Annotated in this window: 21 protein-coding genes and 1 riboswitch; of the genes, 17 read left to right on the top strand and 4 right to left on the bottom strand. The window is 56.8% G+C overall.

All coding sequences use genetic code 11. The features are described from left to right. Positions 1 to 167: 167 nt before the first annotated feature. Complete coding sequence (locus N0M98_RS01990) at positions 168 to 1445, bottom strand: MFS transporter (RefSeq protein WP_375295434.1); 1278 nt, start codon at positions 1443 to 1445, stop codon at positions 168 to 170. A 46-nt stretch (positions 1446 to 1491) separates the two neighbouring features. Next, positions 1492 to 2280 carry an archaetidylserine decarboxylase gene (asd, locus tag N0M98_RS01985; protein ID WP_259616784.1) on the bottom strand — a complete coding sequence of 263 codons (789 nt, stop codon included), beginning with the start codon at positions 2278 to 2280 and terminating at the stop codon, positions 1492 to 1494. A gap of 229 nt (positions 2281 to 2509) precedes the next feature. Next, a riboswitch (TPP riboswitch) is annotated at positions 2510 to 2614 on the top strand. Between the two features lie 127 nt (positions 2615 to 2741). Here asd and N0M98_RS01980 point away from each other — a divergent pair. The 4 genes from N0M98_RS01980 (at position 2742) to tenA (ending at position 6468) form a co-directional block, all read left to right on the top strand. After that, complete coding sequence (locus N0M98_RS01980; protein ID WP_259616783.1) at positions 2742 to 3329, top strand: ECF transporter S component; 588 nt, start codon at positions 2742 to 2744, stop codon at positions 3327 to 3329. Continuing rightward, positions 3329 to 4861 (top strand): ABC transporter ATP-binding protein, encoded by a 1533-nt coding sequence (locus N0M98_RS01975; protein ID WP_259616872.1) that lies wholly within the window; start codon positions 3329 to 3331, stop codon positions 4859 to 4861. Before N0M98_RS01980 ends, N0M98_RS01975 begins: the two co-directional genes overlap by 1 nt. Before the next feature lie 35 nt (positions 4862 to 4896). Beyond that, positions 4897 to 5703: an energy-coupling factor transporter transmembrane component T family protein gene (locus tag N0M98_RS01970; RefSeq protein WP_249862098.1), complete on the top strand. Its 807-nt coding sequence runs from the start codon at positions 4897 to 4899 to the stop codon at positions 5701 to 5703. 96 nt (positions 5704 to 5799) lie between these two features. Continuing rightward, positions 5800 to 6468, top strand: coding sequence for a thiaminase II (gene tenA, locus N0M98_RS01965; protein WP_249862099.1), 669 nt, complete (start codon positions 5800 to 5802; stop codon positions 6466 to 6468). Between the two features lie 365 nt (positions 6469 to 6833). Here the strand turns inward: tenA and N0M98_RS01960 are convergent, their stop codons facing one another. Next, positions 6834 to 7343: a GNAT family N-acetyltransferase gene (locus tag N0M98_RS01960; RefSeq protein WP_249862100.1), complete on the bottom strand. Its 510-nt coding sequence runs from the start codon at positions 7341 to 7343 to the stop codon at positions 6834 to 6836. Positions 7344 to 7493: 150 nt separating this feature from the next. Further along, entirely contained in the window at positions 7494 to 7709 is a 216-nt protein-coding gene (locus N0M98_RS01955) for a hypothetical protein (protein WP_249862101.1), read from the bottom strand. 138 nt (positions 7710 to 7847) lie between these two features. On the opposite strand from N0M98_RS01955, the gene N0M98_RS01950 reads away from it, so the two are divergent. From N0M98_RS01950 to N0M98_RS01890, 13 genes are all read left to right on the top strand, one after another. After that, positions 7848 to 9314, top strand: a complete 1467-nt coding sequence (locus tag N0M98_RS01950) for an FAD-binding oxidoreductase (protein WP_259616782.1) — start codon at positions 7848 to 7850, stop codon at positions 9312 to 9314. Then, positions 9315 to 9866 (top strand): MFS transporter, encoded by a 552-nt coding sequence (locus N0M98_RS01945; RefSeq protein WP_259616781.1) that lies wholly within the window; start codon positions 9315 to 9317, stop codon positions 9864 to 9866. A 147-nt stretch (positions 9867 to 10013) separates the two neighbouring features. After that, positions 10014 to 10703, top strand: coding sequence for a response regulator (locus tag N0M98_RS01940; protein ID WP_249862104.1), 690 nt, complete (start codon positions 10014 to 10016; stop codon positions 10701 to 10703). A gap of 4 nt (positions 10704 to 10707) precedes the next feature. Next, entirely contained in the window at positions 10708 to 12171 is a 1464-nt protein-coding gene (locus tag N0M98_RS01935) for a sensor histidine kinase (RefSeq protein ID WP_259616780.1), read from the top strand. After that, positions 12168 to 13289, top strand: a complete 1122-nt coding sequence (locus N0M98_RS01930; protein ID WP_259616779.1) for a hypothetical protein — start codon at positions 12168 to 12170, stop codon at positions 13287 to 13289. Before N0M98_RS01935 ends, N0M98_RS01930 begins: the two co-directional genes overlap by 4 nt. Before the next feature lie 176 nt (positions 13290 to 13465). Continuing rightward, complete coding sequence (locus tag N0M98_RS01925; RefSeq protein ID WP_259616778.1) at positions 13466 to 14068, top strand: hypothetical protein; 603 nt, start codon at positions 13466 to 13468, stop codon at positions 14066 to 14068. A 758-nt stretch (positions 14069 to 14826) separates the two neighbouring features. Continuing rightward, positions 14827 to 14955, top strand: coding sequence for a cytochrome c oxidase subunit 2A (locus tag N0M98_RS01920; RefSeq protein ID WP_249862108.1), 129 nt, complete (start codon positions 14827 to 14829; stop codon positions 14953 to 14955). Between the two features lie 27 nt (positions 14956 to 14982). Next, positions 14983 to 15468 carry a cytochrome c oxidase subunit II gene (locus N0M98_RS01915; RefSeq protein WP_249862109.1) on the top strand — a complete coding sequence of 162 codons (486 nt, stop codon included), beginning with the start codon at positions 14983 to 14985 and terminating at the stop codon, positions 15466 to 15468. A 91-nt stretch (positions 15469 to 15559) separates the two neighbouring features. Continuing rightward, on the top strand, positions 15560 to 17209 hold the full coding sequence (locus tag N0M98_RS01910) for a b(o/a)3-type cytochrome-c oxidase subunit 1 (protein WP_249862110.1): 1650 nt from the start codon (positions 15560 to 15562) through the stop codon (positions 17207 to 17209). Positions 17210 to 17317: 108 nt separating this feature from the next. Further along, on the top strand, positions 17318 to 18304 hold the full coding sequence (locus N0M98_RS01905) for an S-layer homology domain-containing protein (RefSeq protein WP_259616777.1): 987 nt from the start codon (positions 17318 to 17320) through the stop codon (positions 18302 to 18304). Between the two features lie 362 nt (positions 18305 to 18666). Beyond that, entirely contained in the window at positions 18667 to 20184 is a 1518-nt protein-coding gene (locus tag N0M98_RS01900) for an FAD-dependent oxidoreductase (protein WP_259616776.1), read from the top strand. 97 nt (positions 20185 to 20281) lie between these two features. Next, complete coding sequence (locus N0M98_RS01895) at positions 20282 to 20881, top strand: TetR/AcrR family transcriptional regulator (protein WP_249862113.1); 600 nt, start codon at positions 20282 to 20284, stop codon at positions 20879 to 20881. A gap of 121 nt (positions 20882 to 21002) precedes the next feature. Beyond that, positions 21003 to 21434 (top strand): HIT family protein, encoded by a 432-nt coding sequence (locus tag N0M98_RS01890; RefSeq protein WP_259616775.1) that lies wholly within the window; start codon positions 21003 to 21005, stop codon positions 21432 to 21434. Positions 21435 to 21439: the final 5 nt, after the last annotated feature.

The raw sequence follows: 21439 nt of genomic DNA, 5'->3' as shown, positions 1-21439 counted from the left end.
GCAGAGCGCTGGACGCGGCAATCGGAGGCGGCCGGATCTCACTTGCGGGCAAGGCTCCAGTCTATATTCGCCGGCAATAGCAAAGAGGCAGTTTCAGGGTTTCAGCGCCCTGAACTGCCTCTTTTGCCGTACTTGCTGTTTATGAAACGGCCGGCTTCAACAAACAGCTACTTCCCGGCAGCGCCTTCCGCTTCCTGCGCCCATGCCTTCAGCTTGCGGTCGGAAGGCAGGAAAAAGGTGAGCAGCCCGAGCAGAGGCAGAAAGCTGAGCATCTGCATGACGACCGTCAGGTGAAATTTGTCGATCAGACTTCCGAGAGCGACGGCGCCCAGAGCGCCCATGCCGAAAGCCATTCCGGTAATGAGACCGGATACGGTGCCCACTTTGCCGGGAATCAGTTCTTGCGCATAGACGACGGTTACGGAAAAACTGGATAAAATGATCAGTCCGTTAATCAGCAAAATGACGTAGGCCCAAAACGCGTTCGCATAAGGAAGCGCCAGCGCCAGCGGCGCCGAGCCGAGCATGGAGAAGAAGATCAGGTTGCGCCGTCCGAACCGGTCGGCCAGCGGCCCGCCGAGGAACGTGCCTACGGCGCCGGCGGCGGCGAACAGAAAAATATAAATCTGCGCATGCTCCAGCGACAATTGAAACTTTTCCATCAAATAAAACGGATAATAGATCGAGACGCCCGAGTGATACCACGATCTGGCAAAGACCAGGAAGATGAGCATGACGACGGCGAAGCTCACTTCCTTCTTACGGGCCGGACTGACGGCGCGCGCCGCCGCCGATTTGGCTTTGCGCGGGTGGGCGGCCAAATAGCCGCCGTACCAGCGGGCGATATACATCTGGACGACGATGGCCAGTCCCGCTACGAGCATGAACCATACGGCGCCCCGCTGGCCGAGCGGCACAAAGATCAGCGCCGTCATAATGGATGCGAGCGATTGTCCGGCATTGCCGCCGACCTGGAAGATCGACTGCGCCAGCCCGCGGCGCGAGCCTGCAGCCATATGGGCTACCCGCGAGCCCTCCGGATGGAAGATTGCCGAGCCGAGTCCGACGAGGACGACGGACAGTAAAATAAGCCAATAATTCGGCGCAAAGGCCAGCCCGAAGACCCCCAAGCAGGTAAGCCCCATTCCGAGAGGAAGCATGTAGGGGGAAGGCTTGCGGTCCGCATACAGTCCTACGACAGGCTGCATGATCGAAGCGGTCATATTAAGCGAAAATACGATGATTCCCGACTGCATATAATTCAGCCGCATCGTATCCTTGAGAATCGGCAGAATCGCCGGGATGATCGATTGAATCGAGTCGTTGAATAAATGTACGATGCTGATCGCCAGTAAAATACGCATTACGGTAGGCTTGATGCCCGGCTGCGGCGCCGCCTGCGTCATTGCTCCGGAAGCGGCCGTTCCGGTCTGTGCTGCTTGCATGGTTGTACTAAACTCCTCTGCTTTAACATAGGATGCGGGGCGGTTTCTAGGAAGGCTTGACCGTTCCGAGAGCTTCGCCCATTTTAACTTTGCTGCCGACCTTCAGGTCGTCTCGGCTTTTGAAGGTGTTCGTCTCCATCAAGAGCACGACGGTGGAACCAAACTCGAAGTAGGCCAGCTCGTCCCCGCGGCTGAGCCGGTCCGGCAGCGGCGAGACGTATTTAATGCTGCTGACGTTCATGGCGCCCACTTTGACAACGGCGATTTCGCCGCCTTCATGATCCATGTAAGTGATCAGGCGTTCGTTGCGGCTCAGCACCCTGCGCATCTGGCGAAGCCCGAATTCATTGACGGGGTAGACTTTGCCGGGCACGTGTTCCTTCTCGATAATGACGCCGTCCACCGGAGTATGAATGCGGTGATAATCCGTCGGACTCAAATAAAGGACGAAGTAGAAGCCGTTCTTGTAATTGACCGTACGCGGAGAATGATTCAGCAGCTCCTCTACGGTGTAATCCTGTCCCTTGACATTGACAATCAACCCTTCGGAGATCGGCCCCATGCCCGTAATGGCGGCATCGACGGGGCTGACCAGCGTATGCTCCGCGGTGTTCACCGGACGAAGCCCTTGGCGCAAGCGTCTTGTGAAAAAGTCGTTCAGCGAAGCGTACTCGGTCCACTGCTTCTCGGCATCCTGCATCGGAATTCCATATATTTTGGCAAAACGCGGAATAAGGCCGCGGCTCGCTCTCGATTTGGCAAAAGCTCCCGTTAACCTGGAGATCGACTTGCGCGAGGACAGCTCGGTCAACAAGCGGAAAAAGGGTTTCATCATAAGTGTACATTCACCTGTTCTTTCTAAAGTCTCTTGTCTACCGAATATCTTGACACAGAACCTGCTGCAACGCAAGAAAAAAGAATCGTATGCATATGACATTTTCATAGGAAACGACAAGGTTGAAGCTCTCCGGTTGCATGCCGCTCCAAACGATGCGGACGGAAGCGAAGCGACCATGATGCTATATATTAGCCGTTGACATTTATTTCATTCGTGTTAATATGATTATTGTCACTAGGGGAGCCGCAAGGCTGAGACTGGATCAATAGATCCTAGACCCTCTGAACCTGATCTGGATCGTGCCAGCGTAGGGAAGTGGAGAGCGTTTGAAGCGTGTGTATTTATTGAACATGCAGACCACTTCCTGTTTCGGGAAGTGGTCTTATTGCGTTGTCCCAATCAATCAGAAGAAGGTCGGAGCTATGGCCCCAAACAAGATAGAGGAGGAGTGGGTTTACATGTCCAAAGGGTTAAAATTGACGGACATCCTGGTTACGATCGTCATCGCGATCGTATTCGGCATTATTTACCGGTTGTGGGGGGACGTCTCCAATGTAGTGAAGCTGGCCGGGCTGCAGCTCGATCAGCTCGTATACGGCGTTTGGTTTATGGCCGCTACCGTTGCGGCGCTGATCATACGCAAGCCGGGCGTCGCCTTGCTGGCCGAAGTGGCGGCGGCGTCGGGAGAATTGATCTCAGGCTCGCAATACGGCGTGGAATCGCTGACTTACGGGATTGCGCAAGGGCTGCTGGCGGAGCTGGTTTTCGCTTTATTCCGCTACCGCAGCTTCTCGGCGGCGACGGCATGCCTTGCGGGAGTCGGTTCGGCGGCGGCTTCGCTCGTATTCGACGCCTTCAAAGGCTATTTGACCGATCTGCAATCATGGAATTTGCTGCTGTATTTCGCCTTCCGCTTTATCGGTTCGGTGTTCTTTACCGGGCTGTGCGCTTACTGGCTCGTCAAGGCGCTGGAGGCGACCGGCGTGACGCAGCTGGTCCGTCCGGCCAGCCGTGCCGATTACCAGGCGCTGGAGCGTAGAAAATGATGCCGGTCAGCACATCCGTCACCGGTTTGCGGCTGAAGTTCGCCGGCAGTCCGTCGCTGCTGTTCGACGATATTTCGTTCTCGGTCAACACGGGGCAAAAGGTGCTGCTGCTCGGTCCGAGCGGCTGCGGCAAGTCGACCCTGCTTCAGGTGCTGACCGGGCTCATCCCGGATGTTATTGAGATTCCCGTCAAATTCGACGAGATTGTCATTCCCCCGTCCTGGGGATATGTGTTCCAAGATCCCGACACCCAGTTTTGCATGCCGTTTGTGGATGAGGAGATGGCGTTCGTGCTGGAGAATCTGGGAGTTCCCCGGGAAGAGATGACCGCCCGGATCGAGCAGGGGCTCCGGCAGGTCGGATTGAATTTGCCTAAGCTTCATCTGGATATTCAGTCGATGTCTCAAGGGATGAAGCAGCGGCTTGCGATTGCGTCCGTATTGGCTCTGGAGCCGGAAGTGCTGTTCTTCGACGAGCCGACCGCCCTGCTCGATCCGGAAGGGACGAAGCAGGTATGGGATACGATCAAGCAGATCGGCAAAGACAAGACCGTACTTATTGTAGAACATAAAATCGACGAGGTGATCGATTTTGTCGATCGTGTCGTGCTTTTCACTCACGACGGCGCTATCTTGGCGGACGGCTCGCCGGAGACCGTCTTCGACCGGCACAAGGAACGGCTGCAGCAATTCGGCATTTGGTATCCGGGCGTATGGAGCGATTATGCCGCCGGCGCGGCGTACCGGGCGCTTCGGGATGCGGATGGGGCCGGGCCGGCGGCCGGCAGGGAGTACGGAAATCCGCTCCTTCAGTTGAAGCAGTTCACCGCCTTCCGCGGGCGGGAGCCCAAGATGCACGTGGACGAAGCGCAGGCCGGCCCCGGCGAATGGATCGCCGTAGTCGGAGAGAACGGCGCAGGCAAAAGCACGCTGCTGCAGGCGATGATGCAGCTGATCCCGGCTTCGGGCGAGGCGTACCGGCTCGCGGGACGGGAAGTGCGCGGATTCAAGGATGTGGCGGATTGCGCCGCCTACGTGTTCCAGAATCCGGAGATGCAGTTCGTCACGCATTCGGTGCTCGACGAGGCGGCGTTCGGCTTCCGGCGCGACGGTGTCCTGGGCGCGGAGAAGCAGGCGCTTGCGCTGCTGGAGGAATTCGGCCTCGAGGAACAGCGGAGCCAGCATCCGTATCAGCTGTCCCTCGGGCAGAAGCGGCGGCTTAGCGTCGCTACCGCCATGGTCAAGGAGCAGCGGCTCGTGCTGCTGGATGAGCCGACCTTCGGACAGGATGCGGCGAATACGTTCGCCATCCTGGAGAAGCTGGAAGCCTGGCGGCGGCAGGGGACGACAATCATCATGGTGACGCATGATTTGGACATCGTCCGCTATTTCGCCACCCGCGTCTGGGAGATCGAACGCGGGAGGTTGGCCAAGGACCTGCAGCCGCGGCAATATTTGCGGGCGGCGGAGGAAGCTTCTTCTTCGGATGTCGCCGAAACGCCGCCGTCCGGCGCGCTGCCGGTTGAAGCGTAAAATTTTGAAGCGTGGCAAAAAGGAAGTGAACTGCCGTGGACAACTTTTTGTCCTATGAGGAAACATGGCTGCACCGGGTAAATCCGAGCGCGAAGCTGCTGCTGTCGCTCTTGCTGTTCTTCGTGGTGCTGTTTACAGATAACATCAACGTATTGATCAACGTCACGGCGGCGCAGCTGCTCCTGCTGCTGCTCTTCTCCGGACATCCGCTGCGCAGGCTGCTCTTGATGTTCCTGCCGTTCGCGCTCTTGTTCGTCTCATCGTCGATGTCGATGATGCTGTTCGGCAAAGGCGACACGACCTGGCTGCGCTGGGGGCTGGTCCGCATAACGGAGGAGAGCTTCTATCGGGGGCTGCATATCGGCTTCAAAACCGTCAACATGGCTTTGACCGGATTGATCTTCGCGCTGACGACCAGACCCGTCGCGCTGTTCTACTCGCTGATGCAGCAGTGCAAGCTGCCGCCGAAGTTCGCCTACAGCTTTATGGCCGCGCTCAGGCTGATGCCGATCATGGTCGGCGAGTTTCATACGCTCGGCATGGCGCTGAAGGTGCGCGGCGTCAAGCGGCGGGCCGGTCTCGGCGGCGTGTACGAGACGCTGCGCCTGTACGCGATCCCGCTGCTCGCGCAGAGCATCCGCCGGGCGCAGCGTATCGCCGTGGCGATGGAGGCCAAGCGCTTCTCTTCGGCTCGCGCGCGCACGTATTACTATCGCATCGGCTTCTCGCTGCGCGATGCGTACCTGCTCTTATACTTGACGGCGGCGGTGCTTGCCGCGCTGTATATCGGCCAGCATTTCCCGTATTTCCATGTCGGGGATGTGCGGTATCAAGTGAACTGACGCCCTGCCGTTCACCGAAAGCTTCGGGTGGAACTATCGAGGGCGCAAACGATACTTTCCGGGACTTGCAGGTCCCGGTCAGGAGGAGAGAAACCGATGAAATTTTCCGAAGAGCTGAGACTTGCCGTAGAGGACAGCTGGAACGCCAGCTTCCGCCATCCGTTCGTTCAAGGCATTGCCGACGGTACGCTGCCGCTGGCGAGCTTCCGTCATTATTTATTGAACGACGCCTACTATTTGTCCCAATTCGCCAGAGTGCAGTCGCTGGGAGCGGTCAAAGCCGACGATTTGGCAGTTGCGAACCGGATGACCGTACATGCGCAGGGCACCTATAACGCCGAGCTGTCGCTGCACGAAACGTTCGCCAAGCAAATGGGCATTACCGCCGAGGAACGGGCCGCGTTCCAGCCTTCCCCGACAGCCTACGCTTATACGTCGCATATGCTTCGCGCGGCGTACAACGGGCATCTCGGCGATATTATCGCCGCCATCCTGCCGTGCTACTGGCTGTATTATGAGATCGGGGAGAAGCTTCAAGGCTCGGCGCCGGAAGAGCCGATTTATCAGGAATGGATCAAAGCTTACGGAGGGGAATGGTTCCGCGAGCTGGTACAGGAGCAGATTGACCGCCTGGACGAGATTGCCAAGCATGTGTCCGAAGCGGACCGCCGCCGGATGAAGCAGCATTTCGTCGTCAGCAGCCATTATGAATACATGTTCTGGGAAATGGCGTACACTCACGAAGTATGGCCGACCTATCGTTAACGAGAACGAGCCGCCGGCAAGGTCTGTAAACCTTGTACCGGCGGCTTTTGACGTTGCCAAACGGATTCCATCGCTAACGGACGTCATGGCGGTTATTTTGATGCAATCGGCTTTTTTCAACATGCAACGGTCGCGACAGCGCTTATTGGCGCAGATTCGCTCCATGAAGAGGCGATCGTTGTTAGCGAACGGCATCCATGTCCGTTAAAAATCAAACAGGCCGATTTTTTCCTAAATAGCGGCTGCTGTGTCCGTTGGAGTCGTTCAGGCAATGATGAGCGGCGGTGTTGTGCGGGCAGCCTGCGGATGGACGGCCGCGGCGATCGGGAGAGGGAGACTCTTCCGCCCGCGTCTCGATGCGCGGACTACACGGTTTTGTAATACAATACCGTACCGTCCAGCCGGCCGTCGGCCGATCGGGCATACCCGGGAATTCGCCCGGCTTCGATGTAGCCCATGGACAAGTACAGACGATTGGAAGCGTCTCCTTCACGCGTATCCAGTACGAGCAGGCTTCTTCCTTCTTCTCTCGCTCTGTTCTCCGCTGCATGCATTAGCGCTTTGGCGATGCCTTTGCGGCGCGCCAGCGGATGCACCATCAGCTTGGCGATCTCGGCCCTATGCGAGGCATTGGCCTTTTGCGCCAGCTGCAGCTGGACGGTTCCGACCGCGGCGTCGTCCATGACGGCCGCCCACAGCAGGATTCCGGGCTGAAGAACGCCGTTCCAATAGCTGTTCGCTTCTTCGCGGGACAGCGGCGGCAGAAATCCGACAGACGCTCCGTCTTCAACAACCTCCACTAGCAGCTGCGACAAATCTTCCGATAAGGAAGGCGTTAGCTTAACGATCTCCCGAATATGCCATTTCCCGCTCATCTTCCTATCCCCTCCATGAGAATTTGCCTATGCCTCCAGTGTTCATTTCATAAACATGTTCGGCTCATTTGAACCTCGCTCGGCGGTTATACCGCCGAGCCTCTGCTGCCGATAACCGAAGCCGCGCCTGCCGGGAGATGAGGAAGCGGCTTACCGCTTTCTCATTTCAAAAAACTCGCAGCCCGCTCTCGAATGATACGTGACATCGCTGACCCCGGCTTGGGTTACTATCGATTCGCCGGTAAAACGGATAATGACGACGCCGGAATCTACGATATGATCGTCCTGGAAGACGCGGATCGGCGTCCGGCGATCCATCGCTTCCTGAAAGTCCTGATCGGTAAAAAGCTTGCGGTTGCTGGCCATAGTATAATCTCCTGATTCTATAATTGACAGTTGTCTACAAGTATTATAACAGAATGACCGGCCCGGCGGCAGCAGCGATCGACGCCGTCTTCCATCTTATGGTATGTTGGTAGGAGGATGGAAAGCGGAGGTATGGTTATGAAAAAAACGATCGTTCTGCTGCTGCTCGCCGCCGTATGCCTGTATCAGTACAAGCTGCTGGATTCCGCGGATCAGGACCCTTATCTCGTCACCGATTACAGCCGGCTGCATCCGGTCAAGGTGGAGCGGGTGGCGGAAGGCCGCGAAGAGCGGCAGCTGGCGGACCTTATGCAGGAGGCGAGGCGCAAGCATCTGACGATTTCCATAGCCGGTCAGCGGCACAGCCAAGGAGGACATACGTATTACAAGGACGGCATCGTCGTCGATATGACCACTTTCAACAAAGTGCTGTCGGTAGACCCGGCGGCCCGGACCGTTCGCGTGCAGGCGGGCGCGACGTGGAAGGATGTGCAGGACGCGGTCAATCCGTACGGGCTGTCGGTCAAGACGATGCAGTCGCAAAATATTTTTACCGTCGGCGGCTCCATCAGCATTAACGCGCACGGCAGAGACATTCGCAACGGCTCGCTGATCAAAAGCGTCGAATCGTTCCGCTTGCTGACGGCCGACGGCTCGGTGAGGCAGGTTAGCCGTACGGAGAACGCCGAGCTGTTCCCGCTCGCGCTGGGCGGCTACGGGTTGTTCGGCATCATATTGGACGTAACCTTGTCGCTGACGGAGGATGAAGTATACAGAGTGAATACGGATGCCGTAAGCGTAGAAGAGTACGCGCGGTATTTTGCCGACAAGGTGCAGGGCAACCCCGACGTTCATATGCATATCGCCCGGATCTCGGTCGCTCCGGATCATATGCTCGATCGGATGTACGCGATCAACTATACGGTGGACCGGGAGGCTCCGCTGCAAAACTACAACCGATTGAGCGATGTCGAGAAGGGCGTCATTCCGTCCAAGCTGCTGTTTCATCTTAACCGCGCTTTCGATTGGGGCAAAAACGGGTTTTGGCGCCTGCAGCAGCTCTATTTCTCGATGCAGCAGAACAGCCGGATCAGCCGCAACAATGCGATGCGTTCCGAGTCGGAGTTCATGGAATACCGTCAGGCGGGAGAAAACGATCTGCTGCAGGAATATTTTATCCCCGTCGATCAATTCGCCGGATTCGTTCATAGTCTGCGCAGCGTGCTGACGCAGGAGGAGCTGAACCTGCTGAACATTACGGTGCGTTATGTGAACGAGGATAACGAAGCGATGCTGTCCTACGCGCAGCAAAATATGTTCGCCCTCGTCTGCCTGTTCAACATGCCGCTGTCGGATGAAGGGCAGGCCAAGGCGCGCCGCAGCATTCAAAACGTATTGGATCGGGTGCTTGCCCATCAGGGAACGTATTATTTGCCTTATGCCGCATTTCCGACCCAAGCCCAGTTTCAGCAGGCGTATCCGCGTTACCGCGAATTTGGGGAGCAAAAGGCGAAGTATGATCCGCAGCGGCTGTTTATGAATTATTTTTACGAGCAGTATTACGCGGAGCCGCCCGGCACCGGGCAGGGCAAGGAGGAATCTTGAATGAGGCTCGAATGGCTGATCCGGTCGCAGAGCATCGTCACGCTGGCGGCCGGGATGATTTATCCGTATTATTTATTGTTTTTGAAAAATTTGGGCAATACGTATTCGAAATACGGGCTGGCGTTCGCCGTTTTCACGATCAGCTCGGCCGCCGTCTCGCAATGGGTGGCGAAGAAGCTGGACAGGCATGCGCTGTCCATTCTGGTATACAGTTCGCTCGGGATGACGGCGGCGATGCTGCTGTTCCCTTGGGTCGACTCCTATGCTTGGGTGCTGGCGCTGCAATTTCTGATGGGAGCCTGCAGCGCGATGCAGAAGATGAGCGAGAAGGCGCTGCTCGCCGACTATACGCAGCCCGGGGCCCGCGGCGGGACGATCGGCTCTTATCATTTTTGGACCTCGATAGCGTCGGGCTTCGCCGTCATCGCCGGAGGCTATGTGATCGATTGGCTTACGATCGACGCTTTATTTTATTGCAGCGCGCTGCTGTACGCGTTCAGCGCCTGGGCCGTGTGGAAGCGCGGCAGGCAGGGGGCGCAAAGTGGCGGCTAGGCGGGTAACTGTGCTACGATCTTCATAGAAGCGCGGAGAACAAGGGAACGGGGAGCCGGCTGGGAAGCTCATTTATGAGGCCTTCGAAAGGAACCGGTTAGACCGCATTATCCCCAGGCTCTAAGGAACAGGAGTGCGAATGGATACATGGACAGAAGCAAAATATTGATCATAGAAGATGAAGAAGCGATTGCGGACTTGCTGGCCTACGGCTTGAACAAAGAAGGCTTCCGCACGACGATTGCCCGCACCGGCGCCGAAGGATTGCGCCTTACGGAGGAGTTCGGGCCCGATCTGCTGCTGCTCGATTGGATGCTTCCCGATATGAGCGGGCTCGATCTGTGCCGCAAGGTGACGGAAACCCGCAATCTTCCCATTATTATGATTACGGCCAAATCGGATATTACCGATAAAATTCTCGGTTTGGAATTCGGGGCGGACGATTATATCACGAAGCCTTTCGATTTGCGCGAGGTGATCGCCCGCATCCGGACGGTGCTCCGCAGATTGGCCCAAGCCCATAGAGCGGAGCCGGAAGAGGAGACGATCCGGTTTCAAAATATCGAGTTAATTAAAAGTGAGCGCGTCGTCAAGAAAAACGATGCCGTCGTCGATTTGACTCCCAAGGAGTTCGACCTGCTGCTGGCGCTGTCCAGCTATCGGGGCAAAGTGTTTACGCGGGACGAGCTGCTCGACTTCGTATGGGGCTACGATTATGCCGGAGACACCCGGACTGTAGACATCCATATCCAGCGGCTCCGCAAAAAGCTCGACGCAGGCGGTTGGATCACTACGGTGTTCGGTGTCGGTTACAAAGTGGAGAAGCAGGTGAACTAACCGAATGATTTCGACGATCAAGGTCAAGTTTTTGCTCGGCTTCTTTATCATTTTCGCGGCGTCGCTGCTGCTGTTGAACCTTCTCGTCGTCCGAATTATCGAGACGAGCAACGAGAACATCATTACGGAGGACTTGATCGGCCTGAAAAAAAACAGCAGCGTCTACGTGAAACAGACGTTCATGATCAATCATTACAGCAACGACGAAATTTATTTCGGGCAAATGGCGCAGGAGATGGTCGCTGAGCTGCAGCATGTCAGCTCAAGCGAAGTCAGCGCCTATTCGGTGAAGGGCGAGCTGCTGTATACTTCCGACGCTTCGGCATTCGCGGCCGCGGGAGACGAGGATTTGAAGCAGGCGCTGGACGGCAAGACGGCGTACACGCTCCATTATTCGGATAGTCCCGCCATGGTGTATTACGCCTATCCGGTTATGATGGACGGCAAAAAAGTAGGCATTTTGCGCTTCGCCAAAGATTTCTCGCTGCTGCATGAGCAGAGCAGACATATACTCGACGTTATTTTTTATGTGACGATAGCAATCTTTGCTGCGGCGTTTCTATTCTCCTACTTATTGTCCAGACATATTACGATTCCCCTCGGACAACTGGCCAAAGCTTCCACTGAGGTGACGGAAGGCAACTTGGGCGTCCGTATCCGTTTTAGAAGAAAAGACGAGATCGGCAAGCTGGCGGATAATTTCAACCGGATGATCGAAAAAATTACGATGCAGATCGGGCGCATTGAGCAGGACAGAGATCGGTTGGAGGAGTTGAACCGTCACCGCAAGCGGTTTTTGGACAATGTGACGCATGAGCTGAAGACGCCGCTCACAACGATTCTCGGCTATGCCGAAATGATCAAGGACAACGGAAGCGGCGACGAAGCATTTTTTGACAAGGGCATGAATCATATTGTAGGCGAAAGCCGGAGGCTTCATGAGATGGTCGTTAAACTGCTGGAGCTTTCCAAAGAAACATCCGTTCGAGAACCGTTCGAGGAAGTCGATGCCGGTCGACTCGTGCAGGATGTGTGCGACGGCATGGCGATCAAGGCGGAGCGTTATAAGAAGACGATCGCATGCGAAGCGGAAGCCGGACTCGAGGTGAACGGCAGCCCGCAGAAGCTGAGGCAGCTGCTGATCAACGTCATCGACAATGCGATCAAATACGGCTATGCCCATACGGGCATTGATGTTAAGGCGGCCCGTTCCGGCGAAGATGTGCGGATCGTCGTCGCCAATCAAGGCGAGGATATATGTTCCGAGGAGCTGGAGCGCTGGTTCGAGCCGTTTTACCGTTCGGATCAGCGCGCATTCAAGGAAGTCGGCAGCTGCGGTCTCGGGCTTAGCATAAGCAAGGCGATCGCCGACGAGCACGGAGGAAGCATTGCCGTCGCAGGCGCCGATGGGCGGACGACCGTAGTGATCCGGTTGCCGCGAGGAATAAGCAAGGAGGGAGGATTATGATCGTAGCACGGTTTGGAGCGCTGGTCTTCTGCGCGCTGCTCTGTCTGGCGCTGGCCGGATGCGCGGGGAGACTGAGCGACAAGATTGTCGTGATCCCCGATACCGAAGAAGCGGGAGAGTCGGCCGATTCCGGTCATAACGGGCTGGAAGTCGGCAAAATTTACAAGCTGCCGGAGCAGGATATCACGGGTAGCGACATTGCAGGATGGATCGACAATCGGCGGGTGATCGGGCTGATCGGCGGCAGCGCGGGGCGGCACTTAACGGCGATCGATTATCAGACGGGCACCCGCGAGGCGTGGCAGGATACCGCGACGGAAAGAATCGAGCTGGGCGCGGTATCGCCCGACGGCAAATATATAGCGCTCACCCGTTATGATGGGGAGAAGGAAACATACAGCTTGCTGTCAACCGTTTCGGATCGCCAGGAAGCCGTCATGAGCGAAAGCGACGCCGGTGCGGCCGCAGCCAGGACGAGCCCGCTGGCATGGTCGAACAACAGCCGGTATGTCGCCTACGCCAAGGAAAAAAGCCGATTCGGCGAAGCGGCCTTGGTCGTTTACGACCGGCAGACCGCCGCTGTAAACTCCTGGGCGCTGCCCGGCTGGCAGGTCGTCTATGCCAAGGCGGCCGATGACGGGGCCAGCGCCGTTATTGTCAGGATGGAGGGCGGTCAGCCGTATGCGGCGTACGGGACGTTGAGCGAGGGCGCGTTCGAGCTTCGCTATGAGCATAACTTGAACCATGCCGACGGAGTGGATTTCATCAGCGACGATCAGATTGTGCTGAGCGGAGCGAACGGCGCGCTGATTACGTATGATAAGCGCAATAGCAGCACCGCGGTGCTGCTGGAGCAGGTCGGCATATTCAAGCTTTCTAACGATTCCAAATATATCGTCTACTCGAAGGAAAGCGAATCGCTCTATGCGGCCAAGCTGCAGGGCAACAATGTCTTGAACGAACAAAGCATTTACAAAGGCATCGTGCCGACCCGGCTGGATTGGAGCCCGGATAATAAGAAAATATTGCTGAACGGGAGAAAATGGTTTGAAGCGCGTCCTGCGCCCGCGCTTCAGGTCGTTCCGGCAAAAACGCCTCTGATCATCGAATTCAAATGACAATCGGCCATCCCCGCATCGCCGTCGCTTCGCCGACAGTGATGCGGGGATTTGCTTTGCCGCCGCTTCGGACTGCGGGGTTTACACTTTGTTTACATCCGGGAGATTTTTCGGCAACATCGCTGCGCTACGATGAGAGAGTGGTAAAGAGATGATGACGTGAAGGAGAGGAACGGATGAGAAAATCATTGCTTATGGTTATGGCGTTCGCCGTCGCTTTGGCGACGGCCGCCTGCAGCGACAACAGCGGCAGCGGCGGCGCGTCCGGCGATGATGCGGCGGGCCGGCAGGTAGGCGGGGCGCAGGGAAGCGGCGCTGGCGGAGGGCAGAAGAGCGATCCGCCGACGGATTCCGCTTCGGGAGGAAGCGATGCGGAGAAGAGCGCGAGCGCGGATGGCAATGCTGCGGGCGGAACGCAGAGCGGCGCGGATAGCGGCACCGCCGGAGCGCAAGCGGACAAGCCTGCGTCCGGGCAAGCCGCACAGACGCCGACGGATTCGGCGGCGGACCGCGGGGCGGCGCAGCCGGAGTCGGCGCCGCAGGCAGTGCCGCAAGCGACGGCAGCGCAGGAGCAGGGAGCGGCGGAGCGCTCGACGGCGACGCCGGAGCTGAGGGCAGTGCCGCAGGCGGCGGCAGCGCAGGAGCAGGGAGCGGCGGAGCGCTCGACGGCGACGCCGGAGCTGAGGGCAGTGCCGCAGGCGGCGGCAGCGCAGGAGCAAGGCGAGGCGCAGCGCCCGACGGCGGTGCCGCAGCCGGAGGCAGCGCGGGAGCAGGGCTAGGCGCAGCGCCCGACGGCAGCACCGGAGCCGAGAGCGGTGCCGCAGCCGGAGGCAGCGCGGGAGCAGAGCGAGGCGCAGCGCCCGACGGCAGCACCGGAGCCGAGAGCGGTGCCGCAGCCGGAGGCAGCGCGGGAGCAGAGCGAGGCACAGCGCCCGACGGCGGTGCCGGAGCTGAGAGCGGTGCCGCAGCCGGAGGCAGCGCGGGGGCAGAGCGAGGCGCAGCGCCCGACGGCAGCGCCGGAGCCACAGGCGCCTTAACCCGGCCGCCCTAGATCGGAACATCGAAAAAGAGTATCAGCGAGAACCACTCGCTGGCACTCTTTTTTTGTTTGCAGCCGCCGCAGCGCCCGGCGAGAGCGCTTACGGACACCATGGCCGTTATTTTGCCAGAATCGGCCGTCTTCCTATTGTAACGGTCGCCACAGCGCTTAATGCTCCCGATTCGTTTTATCAAGAGCCCATTTTCATTAAATAACTGCACCCATGTCCCTTAAAAATCCGACAGCCGGGATATTTGACTATATAACGTCTGCAGTGTCCGTTACGATTGGCAGCGCCGGTTTAGACGTGCTGATCGTCCGTTTCCAGGCGGGCCAGCGGCCCCAATCCTCCCGAAAATGCGGTCAATGAAACGATGTGCCGACGTCCATACAAAGTTCACGAACAAAAACGGTCGCATGTGACTTTGGTCATAGTGGCGAAGGCATACGGGACCTACAATGATCTCAGAAGTAAGCATCCGAAGGGAGTGAGGCAGGTTGGAACAGAAGGAAAAGGATCACGCCGAGACGTCGTTGAAGGGGACTTTCGCATCGGTTATGCTCCTCGCGGCATTTCTTATTTTGACCTGGGTCGGGGTATTCGTACTGTTTGCGGTCAGAGGGTAAACCAATCGAATGAAGGGGTTGTCACGCATGCATATGCATAAGTTGGAAAAAATTTGGCTTATTTTCGGGGTATCCATGCTCGGCGTATTTTTGCTCGTGCTCGGGATCGGAGCATTCGCCCTAGGAGCGCAGCCGCCCGGAGATCACGATCACGGCCACCATCGCGAAGTCGTCAATCCGGAGACGGTGGAACAGACCGCGCCGTTTAACGACTTGGGGCTGAAGAAGATCGGCGACAACGAATACGACGCTTACATGTTAGCGTTCGCATTCGGCTACGGTCCGGAGAATATGGAGATTCCGGCGGGAGCGACGGTACATTTTCACATTACGAGCAAAGACGTCGTTCACGGATTTCAAATTCCCGGAACGAATGTCAATATGATGGTCGTGCCCGGAGAGGTCAATCATTTGACGTACAAATTTACGAAGCCCGGCGAATATTTGGTGTTATGCAACGAATATTGCGGCGCGGCGCACGAGATGATGCAGACGCGGATTTTGGTCAAATAGGACTTATCCCGCTGCAATCCGCCGATTTCCAATTATATTGTGAAAAAAGTCACATTATGTGCGGTTAACCCGCGCAAAGGAGTGTAGAAGCATGACTAACGATATCCAACGTTTCGACCGCCGCGATTCGGCGCTGGTCCTTGCTCATATTTTGTTCGCCTTTCTGGCGCTGCTGCTGGGAGGCGTCGCAGGGGTGCTGCAGGGGCTGGTGCGCGGAGGAGCGATCAAGCTGCCTTACGAGATCGGCTACTATCAGCTGCTTACGGCGCATGGCGTGCTGATGGCGCTTATTTTTACTACTTACTTCATTATCGGCTTCCTGTATTCGGGGATAGCCAAAACGATGGGAGGCCATCTGCTGCCGATCGCCAGATCGCTCGGCTGGCTCGGCTACGGCCTGATGACGGCGGGAACGGCGCTGGCTACCGTCCTGATTTTGCTCAATAAAGCGACGGTGCTCTATACGTTCTACGCGCCGATGAAGGCTTCGCCCTGGTTTTATGTCGCGCTGGTTCTGGTCGTCGTCGGCAGCTGGATGAGCGGGTTCGGCATTTTCACCCATTACCGCTATTGGAAGAGGACGCATAACGGCCGACTGTCGCCGCTGTTTGCCTTCATGGCCGTTGTAACGATGCTTATGTGGCTTATTGCGACGATCGGGGTGGCGATTGAAGTGCTGTTCATGCTGATCCCATGGTCATTCGGCTGGGTAGAGACGGTCAACGTGGAGTTGAGCCGGACGTTGTTTTGGTATTTCGGCCATCCTTTGGTTTATTTCTGGCTGCTGCCCGCGTATATTTGCTGGTACGTCATCATCCCGAAAATTATCGGCGGCAAAATGTTCAGCGACGCGCTCGCCCGGCTGGCTTTCGTTATGCTGCTGCTGTTCTCGATACCGGTCGGATTTCACCATCAGCTGATGGAGCCCGGCATTTCCTCGGTTTGGAAATACGTGCAGGTCGTGCTCACCTTCATGGTCGTTGTTCCTTCGTTAATGACGGCGTTTTCCCTGTTCGCTACGTTCGAGCTGCACGGCGGTTCCCTTGGAGCGAAAGGACTGTTCGGCTGGCTGAAAAAGCTGCCGTGGGGCGATGTCCGGTTTTTCGCTCCGTTCATGGGCATGCTCATCTTTATCCCGGCGGGAGCGGGCGGATTGATCAATGCGAGCAATCAGATGAACATGGTCGTGCATAATACGCTGTGGGTTACCGGCCACTTCCACCTGACGGTAGCGACGAGCGTGGCGCTGACCTTCTTCGGCGTCACGTATTGGCTGATCCCCGCGGTGACCGGACGCGTGCTGACTCCGCTGATGCACAAGCTGGGAATTGCCCAGACGATCGTCTGGCTGGTCGGAATGTTCTTCATGTCGGGCTCAATGCATACCGTCGGCTTGCTCGGTTCGCCGCGCCGCACCGCTTATACGACGTACCAGGATCACCCCGACGCGATTTTGTGGATGCCGTATCACGTGGTGATGGCGATCGGCGGCACAATCTTGTTCGTCGGCGTGCTGATGATCATCTTCAATGTCGTTATGCTGCTTCGGGCGCCTAAAGGGTACACGGAATACCCGATCGCCGAGGTGCGCGACGCCGCGGAGACAACGCCGGCGATCTTCGAGCGCTGGAGCGTATGGGTCGGCGTGCTGGTCGTGCTCATTTTGGTCGCGTATACGGTTCCCGTGATGGAGCTGTTAAACAATCCCGGCGCCGGTGCGAAGGGAATGGTTACTTGGTAACCTAAATAATGGGGCGCATCGCGAGTGCAACTAATCTGTCGCCGTCTCGTCTATTTATATAGAAGAGTATGACGAAGATTAGCGGGCATTGACGCAAAGAGGTGAAATATGACAAAACATCGAAAATCGTTTTTTGCCGCCGCGCTGCTGATGAGTCTTATAATAACGAGTCATGGCTTAGCCTATGCCCAAGAGAAGCTTGTGCCGTTTTCGGATGTCTCCGAAGACTTCTGGGGATATTCCGGTATCGAATGGGCAGTGAAGCAGCAGATCGCCGAAGGATATCCCGACGGAACCTTCAAGCCGAACGCTGCGATAGACGAGAATGAATTTATCGCGATGCTGCTTCGCGCCTATCATCCGGCGGATTTGGCCAAAAGTACCGAAGGGCCCGGCTGGGCGGCGCCTTATACGGACTATGCGAAGAAGCTCGGCTGGACGATTGCCGCCGCTTCCGGAGAAGCCGGCTTCGACAGAGGGAAAGCGGCGCAATTGGCGGCGAATGCGGCGGGGCGCAATTACAGCGTTGACGATGCCGTTCAATATATGCTGGATCAGGGGATAGCCGAAGGGAAAACGGACGGCACTCCGGCAGGCTTCCGCCCATCGGACCCTCTCACCAGGGCGGAGTCCGCCTTGCTCATTCATCGTTTGACGAGCCGGTTCGACCGTTTGCAGCCCGTCCCGGCCGCACAGGAGGCTTATGGCGGCGTGCTCGGCGATACCGTCCTTTACGAGAACAAAGCTCACGGTTTTACGCTGCGAATCCCGAAGAGCTGGGACGGTAAGTATGAAGTGAAGGAGAGACAGGTTCCCAATGGCACCAATATCGAATTTATAAATAAAAAGACGGTGCTGGGAACGCTGTTTACGGTTTCCGTCTGGTCCGAGAAAGCGTGGGAGGCGGATGGCGAGGAGATTCAGGGATTGATTCCGATCACCAAGCTCGGCGAGAAGAGCGGGTTCGTCTATTTATTCAATACTCCGACGGATGTTCCGTACGATCCGAACGATCAGCAGGCGAGAGCGGATTATTTGAAGATGTCCGTCGATGTGCCGTCCATTAAAAAGACGTTTGTGTTGCTTCCCGAATAGGAAGGCTTTAGAGAGCTGCCGCGTGCAGCTTTCTTTTTTTTCGCTGATCGGAGTAAACCCTATTGACAAAGGGAGGAATATAGTGTAAATTTACGTTAAATGAATTAATCATTCATTCAAATGACTATCGCTGAACGAATTCACTGCTCCGACTTTTTGCATCATGCGAGGAAGAAGGAGATGGAGGACGCACCAGGGAACGGCGCTGAGGATGCGCAGAGCGAAGCGGCTTAAGATTTTCATGCAATTGGATGCATGAGAATATTGACGTAGTCCGGCGGCTTCCGATTACATGTACGGTTAAATTTTTTTGCATCATTATTGACTGAATTGATCAATCAAAAAAATGGAGGATGATTCAAATGACAATGAACACAAGCAAACTGCAAGCTGGGGAGAACGGATTCACAACCGGAAAGGCGATTGTTATCGGGGGAAGCATAGCGGGTTTGCTGGCGGCCAGAGTGCTTTCGGACTTTTACGAGGAGGTGCTCATCGTGGAGCGGGACGAACTTCCGGAATCGCCTTCGGAACGGCAAGGCACGCCGCAAGCGATTCATCCGCACCGTTTTACGGAACGCGGCAAGAAGATTACCAACCGGCTGTTCCCGGGTTATGAAGACGATTTGTTGGCCGGCGGCGCTCTCCCCGTATTCAATAAACGGCTGCATAACGGCAATCAATACGGCAGCCTGGATGTACAAAATCCCCGCCATGATTATAAGTTCAGCAGAGCTTTGCTGGAATGGGCGTTTCGTAACCAGGTGAAGAAGTTGGCCAACGTCCGGATACAAGTGAAGCAAGAGGTTACCGGGCTTCTTATGAACGAGGATCGCAGCCGCGTTACGGGAATCCGGCTGCGCGAGAAGGGATGGGGAGGAGCGGAGAGCACATGGAATGCCGATCTTGTCGTCGATACGAGCGGGCGCGGCTCCAAGCTGACTCCGTGGCTGGAGGCCGCCGGTTACGAGGTGCCGCGGCCGGATCTGCTCAAAGTAGCGCTCGGTTACAGCACGCGCCGCTATAAGGTGCCCGCTCATTTGAATCATCTGATGGAAACATGGGATACGATCAATATTGCCGGGCAGCCCGCTAAAGGTACGTTCACCGGAGTATTTTCCTTTATTGAGAACGGGGTTGCGGAAATGCTTCTGTATCGGCCGGGCGGACAATATCCTCCCGTCGAGGCGGAGGCTTATGAACGGGAGATAGCGGGGCTTCCGACGCCGCTGATCGATTCGATCGTCCGGCAGCTCGAGCCGCTTGCGCCTCCGCGCGGTTTCCGCGTGCCTGAGCTGTACCGCCGCCGCTATGATCGGATGGAGAAATGGCCGTCCGGGTTGCTCGCGCTCGGCGACGCGATCTGCATCTATGATCCGATCTTCGGCCAAGGGATGACGGTGGCGGCCATTCAGGCCGAGGTGCTGGAAGCGACTCTGAGAGAGCGGCAGTCCGTACCTGAGGAAGGGTTCGAGCTGCATGTGCTGCGGCGGCTGCAGGATGTGATCGAACCGGCCTGGTGGCTCAACTGCGCCAACGATCTGCAGTGGGAAGGCGTAGAGTATGAGGGCGCCGAGCCGCTGAAGGCGATCTCTTTTGCCAGCCGGTATATCTCTTTGCTGCTGCAGCAAGGAACGACGCAAAATCAGAAGCTGTACGGTCTGTACTGGGCCGTCAATACATTATCGGTTACGCCGGAGGAGATGCTGCGCTTCGACACGGTTATGCCCATTTTGAATGCTACGGCTGAAGGCAAGCAGCTGCTTGACGAACTGGTCCGGGAATATGGCGAACATCTCGAAGCGATGTGGGATCAGATCGTTCCTTCCTTCTCGCGGCTGCCTTATGAACCGTTTGCTCCGCAAAAGAGCGGCGAATGACATTTGCCGTTATAAGTAAGGCGATATGAAACATGGTATACTCATAGTCAGCGCTCATTGTATATCGAAAGAGCTGTACCATAGAGGGGGAGTACCATTGTCGCCTTTGAACGATGAACAATTGCATCAGATTCGCGATGAACGAAGGGAACAGATTATGCGGGCCGCGATGAAGGTTTTTGCCCATAAAGGCAGCGCAGGCACGAAGATGAGCATGATCGCGGCGGAAGCCCGCATCAGTCACGGTCTGCTGTACCACTACTTCAAATCCAAAGACGCGCTGTTCAACGCTCTGGTGCGGGAGGCGATGGAAGGAGCCGCGCTGGAGCTGGGCAAGATCAACCATTTGCAAGGCTCGCCGCTGGAGAAAATCAGAGCCTTGACGGAGGCTATTTTGGATGAGGGCGGATCGTCTTACTTCATGTTCATTCATCAGGCACGCACGTCGGACGGCGTTCCGGAGGAGGCCAAACGGCTGCTGGAGCAATATCCGATGCAGGCTTTTGTCGAGCAGCTGCTTCCCTTGTTCGCGGCCGGCCAGCAGGCCGGCGAAATAGCGGCGGACGATCCTGAGGAGCTTATCGCTTCATATTTGACCGTGCTCTCCGGCATTATGATCATTAGCGGTCACCACGGCGCAGGCTACCGGGTTCCGAAGGTCGAAATGCTCATGCGTATGGTAACGGCGCCGAAGTAACGAACGGCGAGTCCGGGGAAGCCGATGTGCAGATAGCCGCGAGGAAAAAAACGTACCAGCATACGGTAGTTCCGGTAAATGGTATAATGGGGATGGGATTAGCTTCGGGGGAGGAATCGTTTTGAACCGATCTGAATCATGTCTCGGCTGCCGTTTGGCTCTTGGCATCCAGCAAGCCCAAATCGTATACGAGGATCAGTGGGTAACTTGTCTTCTGGATCATGAACCGTTCTCGGATGGCCATACTTTAATAGTACCCAAACGGCATGTGCTGGATGTCGACGAACTGGACGAAGAGACGGCCGGAGCGGTGATGAGAGCCTCCTCGCTGTTATCAGCCGCGCTCAAGGCGCTGTACCGTCCGGACGGCATCACCGTCATTCAGAACGGAGGCGCCTTCAACGATTTGCGGCATTATCATATGCATGTATTTCCCCGGTATGCCGGAGACGGCTTTGCATGGCAGGAGCCGCATTACGCCGGCCTTGCCAAGAAACGGCTGGCGTTGACGAGAGAGCGGCTGAGCTCGGAGCTGCAGAGCCGGCTGCCGTAATGGCA

The organism is Paenibacillus doosanensis, from assembly GCF_025060755.1.
GTDB lineage: Bacteria > Bacillota > Bacilli > Paenibacillales > NBRC-103111 > Paenibacillus_S > Paenibacillus_S doosanensis.
Note: the sequence above shows the minus strand (reverse complement) of the source record. Positions and strands in the feature narration are given on the sequence as shown.

Bases quoted from the DNA above. Each gene is read 5' to 3' on its own strand.
- N0M98_RS01960 (WP_249862100.1), bottom strand. From the start codon at position 7,343: ATGAGCGGGAAATGGCATATTCGGGAGATCGTTAAGCTAACGCCTTCC.
- N0M98_RS01950 (WP_259616782.1), top strand. From the start codon at position 7,848: ATGAAAAAAACGATCGTTCTGCTGCTGCTCGCCGCCGTATGCCTGTAT.
- N0M98_RS01990 (WP_375295434.1), bottom strand. From the start codon at position 1,445: ATGCAAGCAGCACAGACCGGAACGGCCGCTTCCGGAGCAATGACGCAG.
- N0M98_RS01980 (WP_259616783.1), top strand. From the start codon at position 2,742: ATGTCCAAAGGGTTAAAATTGACGGACATCCTGGTTACGATCGTCATC.
- N0M98_RS01900 (WP_259616776.1), top strand. From the start codon at position 18,667: ATGACAATGAACACAAGCAAACTGCAAGCTGGGGAGAACGGATTCACA.
- N0M98_RS01925 (WP_259616778.1), top strand. From the start codon at position 13,466: ATGAGAAAATCATTGCTTATGGTTATGGCGTTCGCCGTCGCTTTGGCG.
- N0M98_RS01910 (WP_249862110.1), top strand. From the start codon at position 15,560: ATGACTAACGATATCCAACGTTTCGACCGCCGCGATTCGGCGCTGGTC.
- N0M98_RS01955 (WP_249862101.1), bottom strand. From the start codon at position 7,709: ATGGCCAGCAACCGCAAGCTTTTTACCGATCAGGACTTTCAGGAAGCG.
- asd (WP_259616784.1), bottom strand. From the start codon at position 2,280: ATGATGAAACCCTTTTTCCGCTTGTTGACCGAGCTGTCCTCGCGCAAG.
- N0M98_RS01905 (WP_259616777.1), top strand. From the start codon at position 17,318: ATGACAAAACATCGAAAATCGTTTTTTGCCGCCGCGCTGCTGATGAGT.
- tenA (WP_249862099.1), top strand. From the start codon at position 5,800: ATGAAATTTTCCGAAGAGCTGAGACTTGCCGTAGAGGACAGCTGGAAC.
- N0M98_RS01945 (WP_259616781.1), top strand. From the start codon at position 9,315: ATGAGGCTCGAATGGCTGATCCGGTCGCAGAGCATCGTCACGCTGGCG.
- N0M98_RS01940 (WP_249862104.1), top strand. From the start codon at position 10,014: ATGGACAGAAGCAAAATATTGATCATAGAAGATGAAGAAGCGATTGCG.
- N0M98_RS01930 (WP_259616779.1), top strand. From the start codon at position 12,168: ATGATCGTAGCACGGTTTGGAGCGCTGGTCTTCTGCGCGCTGCTCTGT.
- N0M98_RS01935 (WP_259616780.1), top strand. From the start codon at position 10,708: ATGATTTCGACGATCAAGGTCAAGTTTTTGCTCGGCTTCTTTATCATT.
- N0M98_RS01975 (WP_259616872.1), top strand. From the start codon at position 3,329: ATGCCGGTCAGCACATCCGTCACCGGTTTGCGGCTGAAGTTCGCCGGC.
- N0M98_RS01915 (WP_249862109.1), top strand. From the start codon at position 14,983: ATGCATATGCATAAGTTGGAAAAAATTTGGCTTATTTTCGGGGTATCC.